The sequence below is a fragment of the Marinicauda pacifica genome (assembly GCF_004793635.1).
In the GTDB taxonomy this organism is placed as follows: Bacteria; Pseudomonadota; Alphaproteobacteria; order Caulobacterales; family Maricaulaceae; genus Marinicauda; species Marinicauda pacifica.
Map to the genome: position 1 here is coordinate 440,336 of NZ_SRXV01000003.1, position 16,896 is coordinate 457,231.

General features: G+C 66.9%; 19 protein-coding genes. 12 read left to right on the plus strand and 7 right to left on the minus strand.

Features of this window, described 5'->3' with window-relative positions; translation table 11 throughout:
• The first annotated feature begins 17 nt into the window (after positions 1–17).
• On the plus strand, positions 18–1,289 hold the full coding sequence (locus E5162_RS12015) for an aminotransferase class V-fold PLP-dependent enzyme (RefSeq protein WP_135945495.1): 1,272 nt from the start codon (positions 18–20) through the stop codon (positions 1,287–1,289).
• A gap of 53 nt (positions 1,290–1,342) precedes the next feature.
• On the opposite strand, the gene E5162_RS12020 is transcribed toward E5162_RS12015, so the two are convergent.
• From E5162_RS12020 to E5162_RS12030, 3 genes are all read right to left on the minus strand, one after another.
• A complete protein-coding gene (locus tag E5162_RS12020; protein ID WP_158291300.1) occupies positions 1,343–1,660 on the minus strand; it encodes a protein kinase family protein in 318 nt (105 codons plus the stop codon).
• Positions 1,661–1,807: 147 nt separating this feature from the next.
• Positions 1,808–2,338: an alkylhydroperoxidase, AhpD family gene (gene ahpD, locus E5162_RS12025; RefSeq protein ID WP_135945497.1), complete on the minus strand. Its 531-nt coding sequence runs from the start codon at positions 2,336–2,338 to the stop codon at positions 1,808–1,810.
• Positions 2,339–2,470: 132 nt separating this feature from the next.
• The gene (locus tag E5162_RS12030; protein WP_135945498.1) at positions 2,471–3,022 is read right to left on the minus strand and encodes a peroxiredoxin; all 552 of its coding nucleotides are present in this window, start codon (positions 3,020–3,022) and stop codon (positions 2,471–2,473) included.
• Positions 3,023–3,175: 153 nt separating this feature from the next.
• On the opposite strand from E5162_RS12030, the gene E5162_RS12035 reads away from it, so the two are divergent.
• The 6 genes from E5162_RS12035 (at position 3,176) to E5162_RS12060 (ending at position 9,181) form a co-directional block, all read left to right on the plus strand.
• Entirely contained in the window at positions 3,176–4,096 is a 921-nt protein-coding gene (locus E5162_RS12035) for a hydrogen peroxide-inducible genes activator (RefSeq protein ID WP_135945499.1), read from the plus strand.
• Complete coding sequence (dapF, locus tag E5162_RS12040) at positions 4,093–4,920, plus strand: diaminopimelate epimerase (protein ID WP_233342187.1); 828 nt, start codon at positions 4,093–4,095, stop codon at positions 4,918–4,920. The genes E5162_RS12035 and dapF overlap by 4 nt, the downstream gene beginning before the upstream one ends.
• Entirely contained in the window at positions 4,917–5,510 is a 594-nt protein-coding gene (locus E5162_RS12045) for a DUF4166 domain-containing protein (RefSeq protein ID WP_135945500.1), read from the plus strand. The genes dapF and E5162_RS12045 overlap by 4 nt, the downstream gene beginning before the upstream one ends.
• A gap of 159 nt (positions 5,511–5,669) precedes the next feature.
• Complete coding sequence (mtaB, locus tag E5162_RS12050; protein ID WP_135945501.1) at positions 5,670–6,995, plus strand: tRNA (N(6)-L-threonylcarbamoyladenosine(37)-C(2))-methylthiotransferase MtaB; 1,326 nt, start codon at positions 5,670–5,672, stop codon at positions 6,993–6,995.
• A 14-nt stretch (positions 6,996–7,009) separates the two neighbouring features.
• Entirely contained in the window at positions 7,010–8,341 is a 1,332-nt protein-coding gene (gene ftsY / locus E5162_RS12055) for a signal recognition particle-docking protein FtsY (protein ID WP_135945502.1), read from the plus strand.
• A gap of 138 nt (positions 8,342–8,479) precedes the next feature.
• A complete protein-coding gene (locus tag E5162_RS12060; RefSeq protein ID WP_135945503.1) occupies positions 8,480–9,181 on the plus strand; it encodes an inner membrane-spanning protein YciB in 702 nt (233 codons plus the stop codon).
• On the opposite strand, the gene arsC is transcribed toward E5162_RS12060, so the two are convergent.
• Positions 9,182–9,544, minus strand: a complete 363-nt coding sequence (arsC, locus tag E5162_RS12065) for an arsenate reductase (glutaredoxin) (RefSeq protein ID WP_135945504.1) — start codon at positions 9,542–9,544, stop codon at positions 9,182–9,184.
• Complete coding sequence (locus E5162_RS12070) at positions 9,541–10,425, minus strand: HpcH/HpaI aldolase/citrate lyase family protein (protein WP_135945505.1); 885 nt, start codon at positions 10,423–10,425, stop codon at positions 9,541–9,543. The genes arsC and E5162_RS12070 overlap by 4 nt, the downstream gene beginning before the upstream one ends.
• Before the next feature lie 30 nt (positions 10,426–10,455).
• Between E5162_RS12070 and E5162_RS12075 the strand changes: the two genes are divergently transcribed.
• A complete protein-coding gene (locus tag E5162_RS12075; RefSeq protein ID WP_158291301.1) occupies positions 10,456–12,033 on the plus strand; it encodes a PfkB family carbohydrate kinase in 1,578 nt (525 codons plus the stop codon).
• A 39-nt stretch (positions 12,034–12,072) separates the two neighbouring features.
• Positions 12,073–13,215: a serine hydrolase domain-containing protein gene (locus E5162_RS12080; RefSeq protein WP_135945507.1), complete on the plus strand. Its 1,143-nt coding sequence runs from the start codon at positions 12,073–12,075 to the stop codon at positions 13,213–13,215.
• Between the two features lie 58 nt (positions 13,216–13,273).
• Here the strand turns inward: E5162_RS12080 and E5162_RS12085 are convergent, their stop codons facing one another.
• Positions 13,274–13,486: a cold-shock protein gene (locus E5162_RS12085; RefSeq protein WP_135945508.1), complete on the minus strand. Its 213-nt coding sequence runs from the start codon at positions 13,484–13,486 to the stop codon at positions 13,274–13,276.
• 243 nt (positions 13,487–13,729) lie between these two features.
• Between E5162_RS12085 and E5162_RS12090 the strand changes: the two genes are divergently transcribed.
• Entirely contained in the window at positions 13,730–14,038 is a 309-nt protein-coding gene (locus tag E5162_RS12090; protein WP_135945509.1) for a hypothetical protein, read from the plus strand.
• Here E5162_RS12090 and E5162_RS12095 read toward each other — a convergent pair.
• On the minus strand, positions 14,028–14,525 hold the full coding sequence (locus tag E5162_RS12095) for a TspO/MBR family protein (protein ID WP_135945510.1): 498 nt from the start codon (positions 14,523–14,525) through the stop codon (positions 14,028–14,030). The genes E5162_RS12090 and E5162_RS12095 overlap by 11 nt on opposite strands.
• 341 nt (positions 14,526–14,866) lie before the next feature.
• Here E5162_RS12095 and E5162_RS12100 point away from each other — a divergent pair, with 341 nt between their 5' ends.
• A complete protein-coding gene (locus tag E5162_RS12100) occupies positions 14,867–16,108 on the plus strand; it encodes an alkaline phosphatase D family protein (RefSeq protein WP_135945511.1) in 1,242 nt (413 codons plus the stop codon).
• A gap of 210 nt (positions 16,109–16,318) precedes the next feature.
• Positions 16,319–16,852 carry a hypothetical protein gene (locus tag E5162_RS12105; protein WP_135945512.1) on the plus strand — a complete coding sequence of 178 codons (534 nt, stop codon included), beginning with the start codon at positions 16,319–16,321 and terminating at the stop codon, positions 16,850–16,852.
• The last annotated feature ends 44 nt before the right edge of the window (positions 16,853–16,896 follow it).

Below are 16,896 nucleotides of genomic sequence, written 5' to 3' on the forward strand. Positions count from 1 at the left end.
TGAGAGGACGGATCGCGATGCCATCCCTGACCCGCCGTTCCATGCTGACCGCCGCCGCGGGCAGCGTAGCCCTGGGTGCCTCGGCCCGTGCCCTTCCCTCCACCTTCGAGGATGCCCAACGTGCCGCGCAGGACGAAGCGTTCTGGAGCGCGGTCGCCGGGCTCTACGATGTGACCGGCGAGGTCATCCATCTCGAGCACGGCAATTGGGGAATGATGGCGCGCCCGGTGCTGGAGGCGCACATCGCCCATGTCGAGGCCGTCAACCGGCGCAATTCCTATTATGCCCGGCGCGAGTTCTGGCCCGACGCCCAGGCGGTCCAGGCCAGGATCGCGGCCGTGCTGGGCTGCGAGCCGGACGAGATCGTCCTCACGCGCAATGCGACCGAGGCGCTGCAGGCTCTGATCGGGGGATATAACCGGCTCTCGCCAGGCGATGGCGTGCTTTACGCCGATCTCGACTATGGCTCGATGCAGACCGCGATGGCCTGGCTGCGCGAGCGCCGGGGGGCCGATCTGGTGACGATGGCGCTGCCCGAGCCGGCCACGCGGCAGAGCCTGATCGATGCGTATGAACAGGCGCTGATCGCCAATCCGCATGTCCGCCTGATGCTGGTGACCCATCTCAGCCACCGTACCGGGCTGGTGCTGCCGGTCGCCGAGATCTGCGAAATGGCGCGGGGCCGCAGTGTCGACGTGATCGTGGATGCCGCCCATTCCTGGGGTCAGATCGACTTCACCGTGGCGGAACTCAATGCCGATTTCGTCGGATTCAATCTTCACAAATGGATCGGCGCGCCGCTGGGCGTCGGCCTCATGTATGTGCGAAAGCCGCGCATTGCCGACATCGACCCCTTCATGGGCGAGCCCTCGCGCGGTCCGCAGGACATTGGCGCGCGCGTCCATACCGGCACGACCGATTTTGCCGCCATCCTGTCCGTCCCTGCCGCGCTCGACGTCCATGAGGCCATCGGCCCGGCGCGCAAGGCGGCGCGCCTGCGCTATCTGCGCAGCCTGTGGACAGGCCCGGCACGCGAGGCAGGCTTCGAGGTGTTGACCCCCGAAGAGACGTCGCTGCACGCCGGCATCACATCCTTCCGGGCGGCCGGGCAGACGGGCGCACAGGAGAACGCCGCGCTGGCGGCGCGTCTGCTGAACGAGCACAACATCTTCACGGTCCACCGCACGGGGATCGCGTCAGGCGCCTGCGTGCGGGTCACGCCGGGCGTTTTCACATCTCCGGACGATGTGCGCGCACTGGCCGAAGCCCTGCCGCGCCTGGTTCCGTAGCAATGTCGATGATGGAGGTGCGGACAAGTTCGCAGCGCCCGCAGGCAGGATACCTAGCCTTCGCGCCGGGCGCGGCGGTTTCTGACCGCCTTGTCGACCCATTTGATCAGCACGATACGCACAAGAAACGCGGCCCAGATCGCTCCGGCGACAAGGGCAAACGGCGCGAAGCCTTCTGCCGGGAACAGACGCGAGACGAGGATCAACGCGAGCGCGGCGCCGCCATGGCGCACGATCGCGCTCCATTCGAGGTCGCGGTAACGCTCCGCCCTCCGGATGGTCCGCCCGGAGAACCAGCGCCAGGCGCGCGCGACGCGTCCGGCGTCCTGACGTTGTCGGGGTCCGTGCCTGTCGTTATTGATTGGGGTCACCTCTTCCATAGCCCTCAGGATACGGACAAAAAGAGGTTAAGTCAAAAACGCCCGCCCGGCGCGCTCTGAGGGGACACGGGCCGGACGGGCGCTGGACGTCCGCGGAGGGGTATGGGGACAGGACTCCGGCGGGCGTGAGACAAAGAGTTAGTTCAAGGCGTCTTCTGCACGCACGACGGCAGCCACCGCGTTCACGACCGCCGCGATACGCACGCTCGCCTGGATCTGCTCGGAGGTCAGGCCCGCCTTGCGCAGCTCGGCTTCGTGGCTGTCCACGCACATGCCGCAGCCATTGATGGCGGACACCGCCAGCGACCACAGCTCGAAATCGGCCTTGTCCACACCGGGATTGGCGATCACGTTCATGCGCAGCTTGGCCGGCAGCGTGCGGTATTCCTTGGTCGAGGCCAGGTGGGTGAAGCGGTAATAGACATTGTTCATGCCCATGATGGACGCGGCCGCCTTGGCGCCGGTGCGCGCGTCATCGGACAGCTTGTCCTCCACCTCGGCCGCGATCGCCTTGAGGGTTTCGGGCTCTCCCACCGCATAGGCCGCGGCCAGGAAGGTGCCGAATTTTTTCTGATCGTCGAGAAGGGTCTCGCGCGCGAGCGAGGACAGGTTCAGTTTCAGGTCCTTGGCGTGCTCGGGCAGGCGCGATTTGAGAGCGTCGAGGCTCATGACGGGAGTCCTCCCTGGTTCGGGATAATATTGTTGAGTGCCGACGCGGTACCGCCGGAGAAAGATGCCCGGGACAGGGGCCTGGGGCGAACCCAGGGGGGAGCCCCCGTCCCGGACAAAACAAAGCTGGCGTCAGGCTGCGAGCGTGTCGCCGCCGACCGCGCGGTTGCACGGGCAGAGTTCGTCGGTCTGCAGGGCGTCGAGAACGCGCAGCGTGTCTTCCGGATTCCGGCCGACATTCAGGTTGTTCGCGTAGACGTGCTGGATCTCGCCGTGCGGGTCGACCACGTAGGTGTAGCGATAGGCCACGCCTTCAGGCGAGCGGATGCCCAGGCTGTCGACCAGCGAGCCGGTCGTGTCGGCGAACTGCCACATGTCCAGCGATTTCAGATCCGGGTGCTCACGGCGCCAGGCGAGTTTGCAGAACTCGTTATCGGTGGAGCCGCCCAGCACGACCGCGTCGCGGTCGGCGAACTCGTCAGCGAGATTGGCAAAGGCCACGATCTCGGTCGGGCAGACGAAGGTAAAGTCTTTCGGGTAGAAGAAGATGATCTTCCACTTGCCCTCAAAGCTGTCCTGCGTGATCGGTTCGAACGCGCTTTCGCCGTTCTCTTCGTGTTGATTGAACTTCGGCTTCACGCCGACGATTTCAAATTCGGGGAGTTTGTCGCCAATACCCAGCATGGAATGCTCTCCTGTTTCTCGGTTCGGGGGTCTCTACCGCAACATGTACGGCCAGCCGGGAGTTCCCCAGCCGCTGAACGAGATATATCGCGCCTTGCGTGCTATTAATCCAATGGATTGTTTCTTAATGAGCCATAGTTTATCTCAATACGCATGAGTACAATTCTTCCGACCCTTCGCCAGCTCCGCTTTCTCGTATGCTTGGCGGACCAGGGCAGCTTCTCGCGGGCCGCGGAAGCCGCCTTCGTGACACAGCCCACATTGTCGGCCGGCATCAAGGAGCTGGAATCGGCGCTGGGCGCCATTCTGGTCGAGCGCGGAGCGCGGGGCGCAACCCTGACACCGGCCGGTGAAGCCGCGGTCGAGCGCGCGCGCGTCGTGCTGACCGAGGCCGAAGACCTGGTCCACGCCACGCGTGCGGCCGGCGAACCCTTGAGCGGCGCGTTCCGGCTCGGTGTCATTCCCACCATCGCGCCCTTCCTGCTGCCTAAAATCCTGCCCGCACTGAGAATGCAGTTTCCCAAGCTCGAGCTCTTCCTGCGCGAGGATCTCACTCACCGGTTGCTGGATGCGGTCAAGGAGCGCCGTCTCGACGTTGCGCTGATCGCGCTGCCCTACGAGGATGCGGGCGTGGAGACGATGTCGCTGATGGAGGACGAGTTTCTGTTCGCCGCCCATCCAGACCATCCCCTGGCCCGGCATGACAAGCTGAAGACGAGCATGCTCGCCAACGAGCCCCTGCTGCTTCTCGAAGACGGCCATTGCCTGCGCGATCATGCCTTGTCGATCTGTGCGGCCACGCCCGGCGGGCCCTCTGCCGAGGTCTCGCGGTCCGACTTCGCCGCCACCAGCCTTCACACGCTGGTCCAGATGGTCAAAAGTGGTCTCGGCGCGACCCTGCTTCCCAGGCTGGCGATCGATGCTGGCCTGACCGACCATCTCGGCCTGGCCGTGCGTCCGTTCGACCCGCCCGTCGCCGGGCGCGCCATCGGGCTGGCCTGGCGCAAGGGCAGCGCCCGCGCCGAAGAGGCGCGCCAGCTCGCCGAGGCGATCAAGAGGGCGTTGTCCGCATGAAATCCTATGCCATGAACGGCGCCGGAAACGCCTTTGTTCTGATCGACGCGCGCGGCCGCTCGGCTCCGCTCAGCCTGCCGGCCGAGCGGGTCGCCGCGATCCATGCGCGCCACGCTTTCGACCAGTTGCTGACGTTGGAGACCCATCCGGTCGAAACGGCTTTGCTCAGGGTCTGGAACTCCGATGGCGGCGAGGTCGGCGCCTGCGGCAATGGCGCCCGCGCCGCCGCCTGGCTCCTTTTCGAGCAGGATGGCGGCGAGACACTCTCGATGTCGTCGCGCGGCGGGCGTCTGACCGCGCGCCGCCTTGAAGACGGGCGCGCCGAAGTCAATCTGGGCCGCCCCCGCCTGTCCTGGCGCAATATTCCGCTATCCCGGGATATGGATACCGAAGCGCTGGACTACGAAGTTCACCTGCCCGGGGGCGGACGCCTCACCCGGCCCGGCGCGGTCTCCATGGGCAACCCCCACGTGACCTTCACCGTCAGCGATGTCTCGGCCATTCCGATCGCGCAGATCGGACCGATGATCGAGCACGACATCCTGTTTCCCCAGCGCGTGAATGCCGGGTTTGCCGAGATTCGCGGGAGCGACCGGATTCGTCTGCGCGTCTGGGAGCGCGGTGCCGGTCTCACACAGGCCTGTGGAACCGGCGCGTGCGCCGCGGTGGTGGCCCTGCATCGGCAGGGAAAACTGGGCCGCGCCGCCGAGGTGGAGGTCGATGGCGGACGGCTCGGCGTACGCTGGGCCGAGGACGACGATGTCTACCTGACCGGTCCGGTCGAGCTGGAAGGCGAAGTCGATCTTGGCGGCCTGCTGTCATGACCGGACACACCCCGGTATACCAGCGCGTGCTGGGCGAGGACTGGCTGCGCCTTCCCGAAGTGACCCGCCAGCTTCACAGCCCTGCCCCGGTATCCGTGTTTGAAGGCACGGCCGATATCGAGGGTGCCGAGCACCCGCTTGCCACCCTGATCGCCGGCCGGGCGGGCCTGCCTCAGTCCGGGGCGGGCGTCCCGGCTCTGATCCGCGTCTCCATGGACGGCGACACCGAAATCATCACTCGCGACTATGGCGGCACGGTCTTCGAGACCCGGCAAAGCGCGGTCTCGACACCGCGCGGCATGCGGCTGCGCGAACAGGTGGGATCGGTCGTCTTCACCCTGCGGCTTGAGGCCGGGCCGCACGGGCTCGATTTCCATCAGGAAAACGCGACCGTGATGGGCGTCCCCCTGCCGGGATTCCTGCGCCCCATACTGCACGCGCGCGAGCGTGCCGACGCGGGCGAGCACCTGTTCGAGGTGGAAGTCGCCCTACCTGGTCTCGGCCGCCTGGTGCGTTATCGCGGCCGCTTGCGCCCTTCCGGCACCGGCCCGGTTCTGCCGCGCTCTGACGAGATGAAAAGCCCGGTGTAATCGCCGCTGGGCAGGCGTATAAGCCCCTCGCGCCGGCTGGAAATCATCGTGATCCTGCTTCTATCCACGCTGCGCTTCTGGGGCCGTTAGGCCACGCTGGGCCGGCACACGCACAGCCTGGCTTGACCCTTGCTGCTGGCTCCCCCACTTTCCGCGCGCATGACCACCCCTGTGGAAAACCTGTCCCCTGCCACTCCCGGTGCCGATACGGCCCCGCGCGAAGATGGCGTGGAGATCGTGACGTTCGGCTGCCGGCTCAATAGCTGGGAGAGCGAAGTCATGCGCGATCATGCGCGCGCAGCCGGGATGACCGACACGGTGATCGTGAACACGTGCGCGGTTACCTCCAACGCCGTGCGCCAGGCGCGCCAGTCTATCCGCAAGCTGAAGCGCGAACGCCCGGACGCCACGTTGATCGTCACCGGCTGTGCGGCCCAGATCGATCCCGCGCAGTTCGGCCGGATGGCCGAGGTCGACCGCATCATCGGTAACGCCGAGAAGCTGCGCCCGGAAACTTTCAAGGCCCAGGTTTCCGGTGCCGGCGACCGCGTCAGCGTCGAGGACATCATGTCCGTGCGCGAGGTCGCCGACCATCTGGTCGACGGGCTGGAGGGACGCGCGCGCGCCTTCGTCCAGGTCCAGACCGGGTGCGACCACCGCTGCACCTTCTGCGTCATCCCTTATGGCCGCGGCAATGCGCGCTCGGCACCGGCCGGAGACGTGGTCGAACAGGTGCGCCGGCTCGTGGAGACAGGGCATAACGAGATTGTCCTGACCGGGGTGGACGTCACCAGCTGGGGTCAGGACCTGCCCGGAGCCCCCAAGCTCGGCCGCCTGGTGCGCGCCATCCTGAAGCAGGTTCCGGACCTGCAGCGCCTGCGCCTGTCCTCCATCGACGCCATCGAGATCGACGACGACCTGTTCCGGGTGATCGCCGAGGACGAGCGGCTCTGCCCCTATCTTCACCTGTCCCTCCAGGCCGGCGACAACATGATCCTGAAGCGCATGAAGCGCCGCCACATGCGCGAGGACGCGATTGCGCTCACCCGCCGCCTGCGCGCCGTGCGGCCCGGCATCGCGTTCGGGGCGGACCTCATTGCCGGTTTCCCGACCGAGACCGAGGACATGTTCGAAAACTCACTCCGTCTCGTGGATGAATGCGACCTGGCCTATCTGCACGTCTTCCCCTACTCGCCGCGGCCCGGCACGCCGGCGGCGCGCATGCCCCAGGTTGACGGTCTCGCGATCAAGGATCGCGCTGCCCGCCTGCGCGCGAAGGGCGAGGAGGCGCTGGGCCGGCATCTTCAGGCCATGGTCGGGCGCGAGTTCGACTTCGTGATGGAACGGGGCCAGCAGGGCCGGGCGGCGAACTTCGCCCCGGCCCGGATCGAGACCCCGGCGCGTCCCGGCGCACTGGTGCGCGCGCGTGTGACCGGCGTGGCCGGCGATACGCTGACCGCCGATCCGCTCGGCGTCAGCGCATAAGAAAAGAGGGCTCGATGAGCTGGTTTTCCTTCGGCTTCGGCAAGAAGAAAAAGGACGATGAGGCGGGCAGGAGCGACTCCTCCCCGCCCGATGATAACGCAGCCCCCCCGCCCGAAGACGTGGCCTCGCAGGAGGCCATCCCTGAATCAGAGAGCGTGCGCGAACCGGACGACGCGCCCGGCGTGGAGCCGGTGAGCAGTCCGCCTGCCCCTGCCGGGGATGCAGAACCGGTGGAAATCGAGGCGGAAGCCGCCGGCCTGGTCGACCCTGAAGCCGGTGCCCCGCCCAACACTGGCGACGCCGCCAGGGACGGCGCCGCACAGAACACTGACACCCCCGAGACCGCCGACTTGCCGGAAGCGGCTCCCCTACCGGACACCGCCAGCCAGCCTGGTTCGCCGGAAACCGCAGACGGCGCGCCCTCCCAAGGCCTGTTTTCGCGCCTGGCCTCCGGCCTGAAGCGGTCCTCCTCCCGCCTGAGCGAGTCTGTCTCCTCCGTCTTCACCCGGCGCAAGCTGGACGACGAGGCGCTGGAGGAGCTGGAAGACCTGCTGATCGCGGCCGATCTGGGCGCGGTGACGGCTGCCCGGGTGACCGCACGCCTCGCCCGCGACAAGTTCGACAAGGATGTCACCGATATTGAGGTCCGCGAGGCCCTGGCCGAAACCGTGGCCGAGACGCTCAAACCCTACGAACAGCCACTGGACATGTCCGGAGAGCCGCCGCGTGTGGTCGTCTTCGTCGGCGTGAACGGCTCGGGCAAGACAACCACGCTGGGCAAGATCGCCGTGAAGATGACGCGCGAGGGCGGCAAGGTGCTCAACGTGGCAGGCGACACCTTCCGCGCGGCAGCTGTCGAACAGCTTCAGGTCTGGAGCGAGCGCGGCGGCGCCAATGCGCACTTCATGTCGCGCGAAATCGGCGCGGATGCGGCCGGCCTCACCTACGATGCGGTCGAGAAGGGCCGGCGCGAAGGCTTTGACGGCGTGTTGATCGATACGGCCGGCCGGCTGCAGAACAAGACCGAGCTGATGGACGAGCTGCGCAAGGTTCTGCGCGTGATCCGCAAGGTCGACGAGACCGCGCCCCATCACGTCATCCTGGTGCTGGATGGCACGGTCGGCTCGAACGCGATCAGCCAGGCCGAAGCCTTCCTGGAAGCGGCCAATATCACCGGCGTCATCATGACCAAGCTGGACGGCACCGCGAAGGGGGGCGCCCTGGTTCAGGTGGCTGAGCGCTTCAAGCTACCCATCCACTATATCGGCGTGGGCGAGGGCGAGAGCGATCTGCAGCCCTTCGATGCCCGCGCCTTCGCCCGGGCCCTGGCCGGGCTGGAAAGCTGAGTACGCGCGAGACGAAGCAGCTCCAGAGCGGCTGCGCAGGACACAGGCGGCAGAGCCTCGTGTTCGATCCGTCTGGCCTTTCGGCGCGTATTGTTGCAAGCAGGCTTCAACCGAGCTGACCCGAAAGGCCATTCCCGCATGAGCGACGCCGAAACCGTGACCAAGGACTCCGCCAAGACTCTGGGGCAGGGCTCCAAGCTTCTGGTCGATGTCGGCCCGGCTGCGATCTTCATGATCACCTACAATGTCGCCGGCCGTCTGACGGACGCCGCGATCTACTGGGCCACCGGCGTGTTCATGCTCGCGACGGCCGTCGCGCTGGCCTGGGCCATCGTCGTGCAGAAGCGCACACCGCCCATGCTGATCGTCACCTTCGTCATCGTGACGCTGTTCGGCGGCATGACGATCTATCTCCAGGATCCGATCTTCGCCTACATCAAGCCGACCATTATCAACCTGATCTTCGCGTTCGCGATCCTGGGCAGTTTCGCATTCGGCTTTAATGTCTGGAAGGCGCTGTTCGGCTCCATCTTCGAAATGCCGGAACGCGCCTGGTTCATTCTGGGCGTGCGCTGGGCGCTCTTCTTCATGCTCCTGGCACTGCTCAACGAAGTGCTGTGGCGCCATATCACCGACACCGTGGTCAGCGAGCAGGCCCGCTGGTTCGACGGCCTCGAAATTTCCGAAGCCTTCTGGGCCAATTTCCGCTTCTGGGGGACCTACCCGCTCTTCTTCCTCTTCGTCCTGGCCAATGTCCCGCTGACGCTGAAATATGCCCAGCCGGCCGGCGAAGGCGACGATGACGAAGGCTCGGGCGAAGCCGGCGAGCGCGAGACCTAGCTAGCGGCCCGAGGGCAGCGCCGCGAACAGGTTTTCTGTCGGCCGGCCGATCGCGGCTTTCTCGTCGCCGATCAGCACCGGGCGCTCGATCAGCTTGGGATGGTCGGCCATGGCTTCGAACAGGTGGTCCTCATCGGTCTCGTCTGCGAGATTGTTCGCCTTGTAGGCGTCTTCCTTGGTGCGCATCATCTCGCGCGCGCTGTCGACGCCCAGCTTTGACGCCACCGCCTTCAGCTCCTCCGCGTGCGGCACGTCCTTGAGGTATTCGCGCACATCCGGCTCGATACCCTTTTCGCGCAGAACCGCCAGACCCTCGCGCGACTTCGTGCATCGGGGATTGTGCCAGTAGGTCAGCATGCTCATCCGGTCTCTCCCGTATCTTCCGTTGCGGCGGCGAGGATGGCGCGCGCTGCATCGAGATGCAGCCGCTCGACCATCTGGCCGTCCATCGCGATAGCGCCGCTTCCTGCATTCTCCGGTTCGTCGAACAGCGCCACAACGCGGCGGGCCCACTCGCGTTCCTGCGCGCTCGGCGAAAAGGCCCGGTTGGCCGCGTCGATCTGCGAGGGATGGATCAGCGATTTGCCGTCAAAGCCCAGCGTGCGCCCGGCGCGCGCCTCGAACTCGAACCCGGCCCGGTCCTGAAAATTGTTGAACACACCGTCTATGGCCAGAAGGCCGTAGGCCCGGGCGGCCAGCACGATCTGGGTCAGGTGCGCCTGGATCGCGCTTCGTTCCTGATCGAGCTTGCAGCGCAGGATGGCGGTGAGGTCGTTGGTGCCCGCCAGCAGCGCCTCCAGGCGCGTTTCCTGCGCCGTCTCCCCGATCAGGCGCATGTTCAGCAGCGCGGCCGGCGCCTCGATCATCGCCCAGACCGGCCCGTCATAGCCGGCCGCCTGCAGGCCGGCCCGGGCCTTCAGGAGAGTCTCGGCGCGATTGACCTTGGGCAGGACCACCGCATCGGGCCGCGCCTCGGCGGCGGCGGCCGTGTCACAGGCAAAGGCGGCATTATTGATCGTGTTCACGCGCAGCAGCGCACGCTTGCCCGCCTCGCGCCAGCGCGCGATCGAGGCCGGGGCGCTGCGTGCCGCGCCGGCCTTGCCTTCTTCGCCCACGGCGTCCTCGAGATCGAGGATCAGGGCGTCGGCATCCAGCCCGCACGCCTTCTCGATGGCCCGCGGCTTGTCGGCTGGCACGAACAGAACGGAACGGTGAGGTTTCAGAACCGGTGTCTCGTCAGTCATGAGTCGAAGGTTTATAGGACAATCATGGACTTGGACAGCAACCCCCCGGTGATTTTGCTCACCTCCCACGTGGCCGGAAGCCGTGTGGGCGGCTCGGTCACGAGCGAAATCCTGCTGCGGCGCGGCCATACGCCCGAACTGGTTCCCACTGTGGTGTTCGGACGCCACCCGGGGCGCGGCGCGCCGGGCGGAGGAGCCGTCCCCGACGCACTGTTTTCCGGCGCGCTGGACGGGCTGAAGGCGGAGCGACACGACCGCGCGGCGCAGGCGATACTCACCGGCTATTTTGCCAGCCCCGGCCAGGTGGAGGCTTCGGCGCGCTTCATCGAGGAGGCGCGCGCGCACAACCCGCATCTCTTCGTCCTGGTGGACCCGATCTGCGGCGACGGAACGCCGGACGGCACCGCCGGCGGACTCTATGTGGAGGCTGCTACCGCACGCGCGCTGCGCGACCGTCTCCTTCCGCTGGCCGACCTGATCACGCCCAATGCGTTCGAGCTGGCCTGGCTGACCGGCACGCCCATCGCCTCGCCGGAGGATGCAGCGCAGGCCGCGCAAACTCTCGGCCGCGATACGCTGGTGACATCGGTTCCTGGCTCGCCGGGTGCGCTCGGCGTGCTGGCGGTCGAAGCCGGCTCTTCAGGTGCCGCCTGGCTGGCCGAAACCGGGCGTCTCGACCGTGTGCCTTATGGCACGGGAGACCTGTTTGCGGTTCAGGCGCTGTGTGCCCGTCTGGATGGTGCGCCGCTGAAAACCCTCGCCCGCATCGCGACGCAGCGCACGCGCGCGGCCATACAGGCCACGGTACAGGCCGGCGCGAGCGATCTTGTGCTGGCCGCCAGCGAGGCCGGCGCGCAGTCCCTCGAACCGGTGCGCATGACGCGCCTCGGCGCGCGGAGCCCCGCCTGGGTCATGGGTTTGGACGGCTGTCCGGCCGGCTGGGTCGGTGTCATGATCGACCTGAACGGGCTCGAGGCGCCGCGTCTGTCCGTCTATGCCGGGATTACCGATGCCCTGAATGCGCCGGAGCACGCGCACGTGATCGCGGTGGACATGCCGATCGGGTTCGAAACTGCGCCGAGCGGACCGGGAGGCCGGGCCTGCGAGCGCGAGGCCCGCGCCCGTTTGGGCCAACGGCGCAGCTCGATCTTCGCCGCACCCCTGCGCACAGCTCTTCCCGCGCGAAGCCACGAGGAGGCCAGTCGCCTCAACCGCGCGGCGGGCGGGCCGGGCCTGTCACGCCAGAGCTTCAACCTGTTTGCGAAGATGCGCGAGATCGACGCCGTCATGAGCCCGGCGCTGGAGGGCTGTCTGCACGAGAGCCATCCCGAGCTGATCTTCGCCACGCTTGCCGGCCGGCCCATGGCTCACGCCAAGCGCACACCGGGCGGCCGGGCCGAACGGTTGGACGTGCTGGTCGATCAGGGGCTCGACCCGGCCCTGTTCGAGCCGCACCCGTTCAAGCACAAGGTCGCCGCCCCCGATGACGTGCTCGATGCGGCCGCCTGCGCCCTCGCGGCGGTGCGTCTCGCGGAAGGCAATGCACTCTGCCTGCCGGCCGATCCGCCGCGCGACGACACGGGCCTGCGCATGGCGATCTTCGCCTGAGCGCTTGAACAGAGGTCCCGGCGCGGTTAACTCGCTCTCATGAGCATCGAGATCAAAGGCCATGTCGAGCGCGGCTTCGAAGCTGTTGCCGACGCTTTCGCAGAAAACTTCGAGACCACCGACGAGCTCGGCGCCGGGTTCGCACTCGTGCGTGACGGGCAGAGCCTGGTCGACATTCATGCCGGCTGGGCGGACCGCAAGAAATCCAGCCCCTGGACCGCGGACACGATCGTGCCGGTCTTTTCCACCGGCAAGGCGATCACCGCCCTGGTCATGGCCTGGCTCGTCGACCGGGGCCGGATCGACTACGCCACGCGCGTCAGTGCGGTCTGGGAGGCTTTCGGCGCGAACGGCAAGGACCGCCTGACGCTGGCCGAAGCCCTGTCGCACCAGTCCGGCGTGCCGGGCATCAGCGAGGAGATGGATCCCTCCGAGTGGTTCGACCGCGAGACCATGGAGCGCCGCGTCGCCGAGGCAGAGCCGCTCTGGGCGCCCGGCGACGGGTCGGGCTATCATCCGATCACCTTTGGCGTCATTGCCGATGCCATTGCGCGCCGGGTCGACGAGAAGGGCCGCACCGTCGGCGCCATTCTCAAGGAGGAGATTGCGGGCCCGCGCGGTCTCGACTTCATGATCGGCGTGCCCGAAAGCGAGCATCGCCGTGCCGCCGAACACATGCTGCCGCCCAAGCCGCCATTCCTGGGCGCCGCCAACCCGGCCAAGGCGGCCGCCTTTCTCAAACCCTGGTCCTCGCCGGGCCGGCGCGGCACCGCCGTGTGGCGGTCGGCCGAACTTCCTGCGGCCAACGGGCACGGCACGGCCGGAGCGCTTGCCGCGCTGATGGGTCCCTTCGCCTGCCAGGGGCAGCTGCTGGGCGAGGCCTTCGTCGGGGCTGAAACGATTGCTCAGGCCCTGCGCGAGCAGACTTCGGGTCAAGACCGCGTCCTGCCCTTCGACCTGTCATTTGCGAGCGGGGTGATGATCAACCGCGATAGCGGGCATTTCGGCCCCGAACCACGCGCGGTGGGCCATTACGGCTTTGGCGGATCGTGCGCCTTCGCCGATCCGGTCCGGGGTGTCTCGGGCAGCTATGTCATGAATCGCCAGCGCGAGGTCCTGGTCGGTGACGAACGCGCCATCCGCCTCATCGACGCGGCCTATCGCTGTCTCGACGCCAAATGACATGAAAAGGGCAGGACATGTCTGTCCTGCCCTTTTGCGAAGCTCTGCGAACGCGTGCCTAGTCGGCCAGCTGCAGGTCCACGGCCTTCGGCCCCTTGCCGCGCTGATCCGGCTCGGTTTCGAAGGACACGCGCTGACCGTCATCCAGGCCGGCGAGGCCCGCGGCTTGCACCGCAGTTATGTGAACGAACACGTCTTTGCCGCCATCGTCCGGCGTGATGAAGCCGAAGCCCTTCTGGGTGTTGAAGAACTTCACAGTGCCAGTGGTCATTTCGGGAACCTTTCCCCAGTCACACCGCGTCCGGTAAACAGTAAATGCACCGCCCGGCGTCCCGGTTGCGGAGAACGGACTTGCATGTCGGGGAAAGCTGAAGTCTCTGGCATCCTGCCACTTCGGTAGTCCAGTATTTCCGCCGGGCCTTAGTCAATCGGCCGCCCGTACGGAGACAAATATGCCCCAAAATCGGGGGCCTCACAAGCGAAATGCGCGCGTTTTCGCGCGCTGGAGAGCACGATGAGCGAGAGACGCCGCGACCGGCTCAGACGCATGCGCGAACAGCGCATGCGACGGAACGACGCCGATGGCGCGATCTCCTCGATCAAGTTTGCCGGCTTCGGCGCCGCCTTGCTGGTCTTCCTGGCCGTCGCCGTCGGGTTTCGCAGCGAGACCCTGCAGCAGCTGGCCTCGCGGGAGGCCGGCGCGGAGCGCACCGCATGGCTGCTGGAGCCTGGCCTGTTCGGCGTGACATTGCTGGAATGGATCGCCGGGCTTCTGGCCGGCGTCTTCCTGGCCGCCGCACTGTGGCGCGGACTCAGACGTTGAGCTGCCAGGTTGCGTAGCTCAGCGCGAGGGCAAAGCCGAGCCAGAGATTGAGCGGCAGCCAGACCAGCGCCGCCACGAGATTGGCCCGCCCGATCGCGATCAGCGCCCCGATCGCCACGAAGAAGGCGATTACGGTGACGTAGAAGCCGTTGGCCACGTTTTCCAGGCCGAAATAGAGCCAGGTCCAGCTGATATTGATCAGGTATTGCAGCACGACGAGGGCGCGGGCCGGACCGCGCGCCTCGAGCTGGCCCGCGCGGTCGACCAGCCAGAGGCTGAGCGCCATGAGAGCAAACAGAATCGTCCAGACAGCGCCGACCGCATAGCCGGGCGGCGACCAAGACGGGTTTTCCAGCGTGGACGACCACTGCGCCGCACCCGTGGAGAAAATCCAGGCATTCAGCGCGAGCGCAATACCGACAAAGACCACCAGATAGACGATGAGCCGGGCCACCCCGGCTCGCGGCTTGTGGAAAATGTCAGCCAAGACACGCCCTCTCGATCAGTTCGGTTTGCCGCCATTCGGCTATATGGCGGCCCGCCGGACGCCACAGGTGAAACTAAACGCCGCAAGTGTGACAAGGTTACGGCAGTCCGGCAAACTTGACGCAGATGGCCGCAGCCTGCGTGGCTCAGCGCCGGACGATACGGCGCTTCCAGCAAGGTCCGGCGCTTCGGCTAGAAACAGCCGGCCTCGCGCAATATCGAGGAAGACGTGACCGGCTGAGGGACGGGTCATCATCGGGCCATGCGCTCTTCACGTGCCTGTCGCATCGATTGGTTATCAAGGCTACATATCCGCCAGAACCGTGTACCGGGGAGTAAATCATGCGCCTGACCCTCAGCCTTTCCGCCTGCGCCCTTGCGCTCGGCCTTGCCGCCTGCGCCGATCCGGCCGCCAGGGAGGCCAGTCAGGCCGAGGCCGGGAGTGCGGCCCCCGCCAGCCAGGGCGGAGCCGATCTCGATGCCGCTGCCATCGCGGAACCTGCCGCACCCCCGCGCACCGTCGTGGAGGCGCTTGCCCCCTATTACGCCCAGCTTGAATACATCGCCCCGATCGCGCCGGAAGGCCCGCCCCTCCCGTCGCAGGACCAGGCGTTGACCCGCATCGCCTTCGGCTCGTGCAATACCTCCGAGCGCGAAATTCCGATCCTGGACACGATCGCGGCCGAGGACACGGAGCTGTTCATGTATATCGGCGACAACGTCTACGGCGACGCGTACAGCTGGAACCCGGATCTGGTGGAGCTGCGCGAGGCGTATCACATGCTCGCCAACCGCCCCGAATTCCAGCGCCTGCGCAGCTCGGTGCCCATGATGGCCACCTGGGACGATCACGATTACGGGCTCAACGATGCCGGCGCGGTCTTTCCCTACAAAGGCTTTGCCGAAACCCTGTTCGAGGACTTCTGGCGCGTGCCGCAGGACGATGCGCGGCGCCAGCGCGAGGGCATCTACACGGCGCAGACCTTCGGACCGGAGGGACAGCGCGTCCAGATCATCCTTCTCGACACGCGCTATTTCCGCGGCGAGCTGACTCCGACCGACGAGCGCGGCGCGCCGGGCCGCGAACGCTACATCCCCAGCGAGGACGAAAGCCAGACCATGCTGGGCGAAACCCAGTGGGCCTGGTTGGAAACCGAATTGCGCAAGCCGGCCGACCTGCGTCTGCTGGTCTCCTCCATTCAGGTCCATGCCGACGGGCATGGCTGGGAAGCCTGGCGCACCCTGCCCCACGAGCGCGAGCGTCTGTACGCGCTGATCGGGGAGACCGGCGCGAACGGCGTGGTGATCCTCTCCGGCGACCGCCATTCCTCCGGTCTCTATGTGCGGGACGATGTGGCGCCCTACCCGCTCTACGAAATCACCTCCTCCTCGCTCAACCTGGCCTTCGCCGCGGAGAATGACGAGCCCGGCCCGCACCGTATCGGCGACATGTACGCGCCGGAAAATTACGGCATGATCGAGATCGACTGGCAGGCCGGATCGCTGAGCCTGGACATTCGCGGCAGCGATGGCGAGACCGTGCGCACGGTCAGCGTCCCGCTCGGCGAACTCGCCATCGACTAGGACTTCGCAAAAAGCTGCCCCGCCTCGCGGCCGGGCCCCGAACACGGACCGGCAATCACAACCAGGATGGTGACCGGGCGGCCACGCCCGGGACCTGAAAGACCGGCCCGGCACCGGATTCAGATTGCGCCGGCACAACGCAGGCGTTTAGGTCACTCCGGTCGAGGCCGCATTACGCCTGACGGCATGAACCACGGGGGTGGGGGACTCTTGCAGACCGAGACACGCTTCGACCGCCTGTTCCGTACAGATGCTGGTGAACGCGATGCGTTTGCGCTGGACGGTCCGGCATGCCCGCCACCGCCGCGTCCGGGCGGCACGCTCATCGATGCCATCACAGGACTTGCCATCCGCCTGTCCCTGGCAGCGCTGCTATGGCGGTGGGCAAGGTCGAACGCGCAGACCCCGCGCGACTGGACCGACCTCATGGCGTGGGCCTTGCCGGAGCCGGGCTTCGTCGCGGCCGTGTCCTACTGGCTGCCGGGGGGCGGGGACCAGGCATTTGCCGCCGCGGCGATCCTTGCAGCCGTCTCTCTCGTGGCGCTCGCGCTTGCTGCGGGCCTGCTGACACGCATTGCCGGATTTCTGACGCTGGCCGGCGCGCTCTGGTATGCGGTCTTCATCCTGCCGGAGGCATGGACCAGCGCCTTCATCCTTGCCGCTCTGGGCCTCTATCTGCTGCTACGCGGCGGCGGGCCGCTCTCGATCGACTTTGCGACGCTGCGCCTGACGCGGTTTCACTGACCGGCAAGGATCGCCGGGCGTGGCAGCCCTGCCTTGCGTGTGCC

What these genes read in the sequence shown, in the direction of transcription:
- E5162_RS12015 (WP_135945495.1), top strand. Translation starts at nt 18, where the DNA reads ATGCCATCCCTGACCCGCCGTTCCATGCTGACCGCCGCCGCGGGCAGC.
- ahpD (WP_135945497.1), bottom strand. Translation starts at nt 2,338, where the DNA reads ATGAGCCTCGACGCTCTCAAATCGCGCCTGCCCGAGCACGCCAAGGAC.
- E5162_RS12030 (WP_135945498.1), bottom strand. Translation starts at nt 3,022, where the DNA reads ATGCTGGGTATTGGCGACAAACTCCCCGAATTTGAAATCGTCGGCGTG.
- E5162_RS12035 (WP_135945499.1), top strand. Translation starts at nt 3,176, where the DNA reads ATGAGTACAATTCTTCCGACCCTTCGCCAGCTCCGCTTTCTCGTATGC.
- dapF (WP_233342187.1), top strand. Translation starts at nt 4,093, where the DNA reads ATGAAATCCTATGCCATGAACGGCGCCGGAAACGCCTTTGTTCTGATC.
- E5162_RS12045 (WP_135945500.1), top strand. Translation starts at nt 4,917, where the DNA reads ATGACCGGACACACCCCGGTATACCAGCGCGTGCTGGGCGAGGACTGG.
- mtaB (WP_135945501.1), top strand. Translation starts at nt 5,670, where the DNA reads ATGACCACCCCTGTGGAAAACCTGTCCCCTGCCACTCCCGGTGCCGAT.
- ftsY (WP_135945502.1), top strand. Translation starts at nt 7,010, where the DNA reads ATGAGCTGGTTTTCCTTCGGCTTCGGCAAGAAGAAAAAGGACGATGAG.
- E5162_RS12060 (WP_135945503.1), top strand. Translation starts at nt 8,480, where the DNA reads ATGAGCGACGCCGAAACCGTGACCAAGGACTCCGCCAAGACTCTGGGG.
- arsC (WP_135945504.1), bottom strand. Translation starts at nt 9,544, where the DNA reads ATGAGCATGCTGACCTACTGGCACAATCCCCGATGCACGAAGTCGCGC.
- E5162_RS12070 (WP_135945505.1), bottom strand. Translation starts at nt 10,425, where the DNA reads ATGACTGACGAGACACCGGTTCTGAAACCTCACCGTTCCGTTCTGTTC.
- E5162_RS12080 (WP_135945507.1), top strand. Translation starts at nt 12,073, where the DNA reads ATGAGCATCGAGATCAAAGGCCATGTCGAGCGCGGCTTCGAAGCTGTT.
- E5162_RS12085 (WP_135945508.1), bottom strand. Translation starts at nt 13,486, where the DNA reads ATGACCACTGGCACTGTGAAGTTCTTCAACACCCAGAAGGGCTTCGGC.
- E5162_RS12090 (WP_135945509.1), top strand. Translation starts at nt 13,730, where the DNA reads ATGAGCGAGAGACGCCGCGACCGGCTCAGACGCATGCGCGAACAGCGC.
- E5162_RS12100 (WP_135945511.1), top strand. Translation starts at nt 14,867, where the DNA reads ATGCGCCTGACCCTCAGCCTTTCCGCCTGCGCCCTTGCGCTCGGCCTT.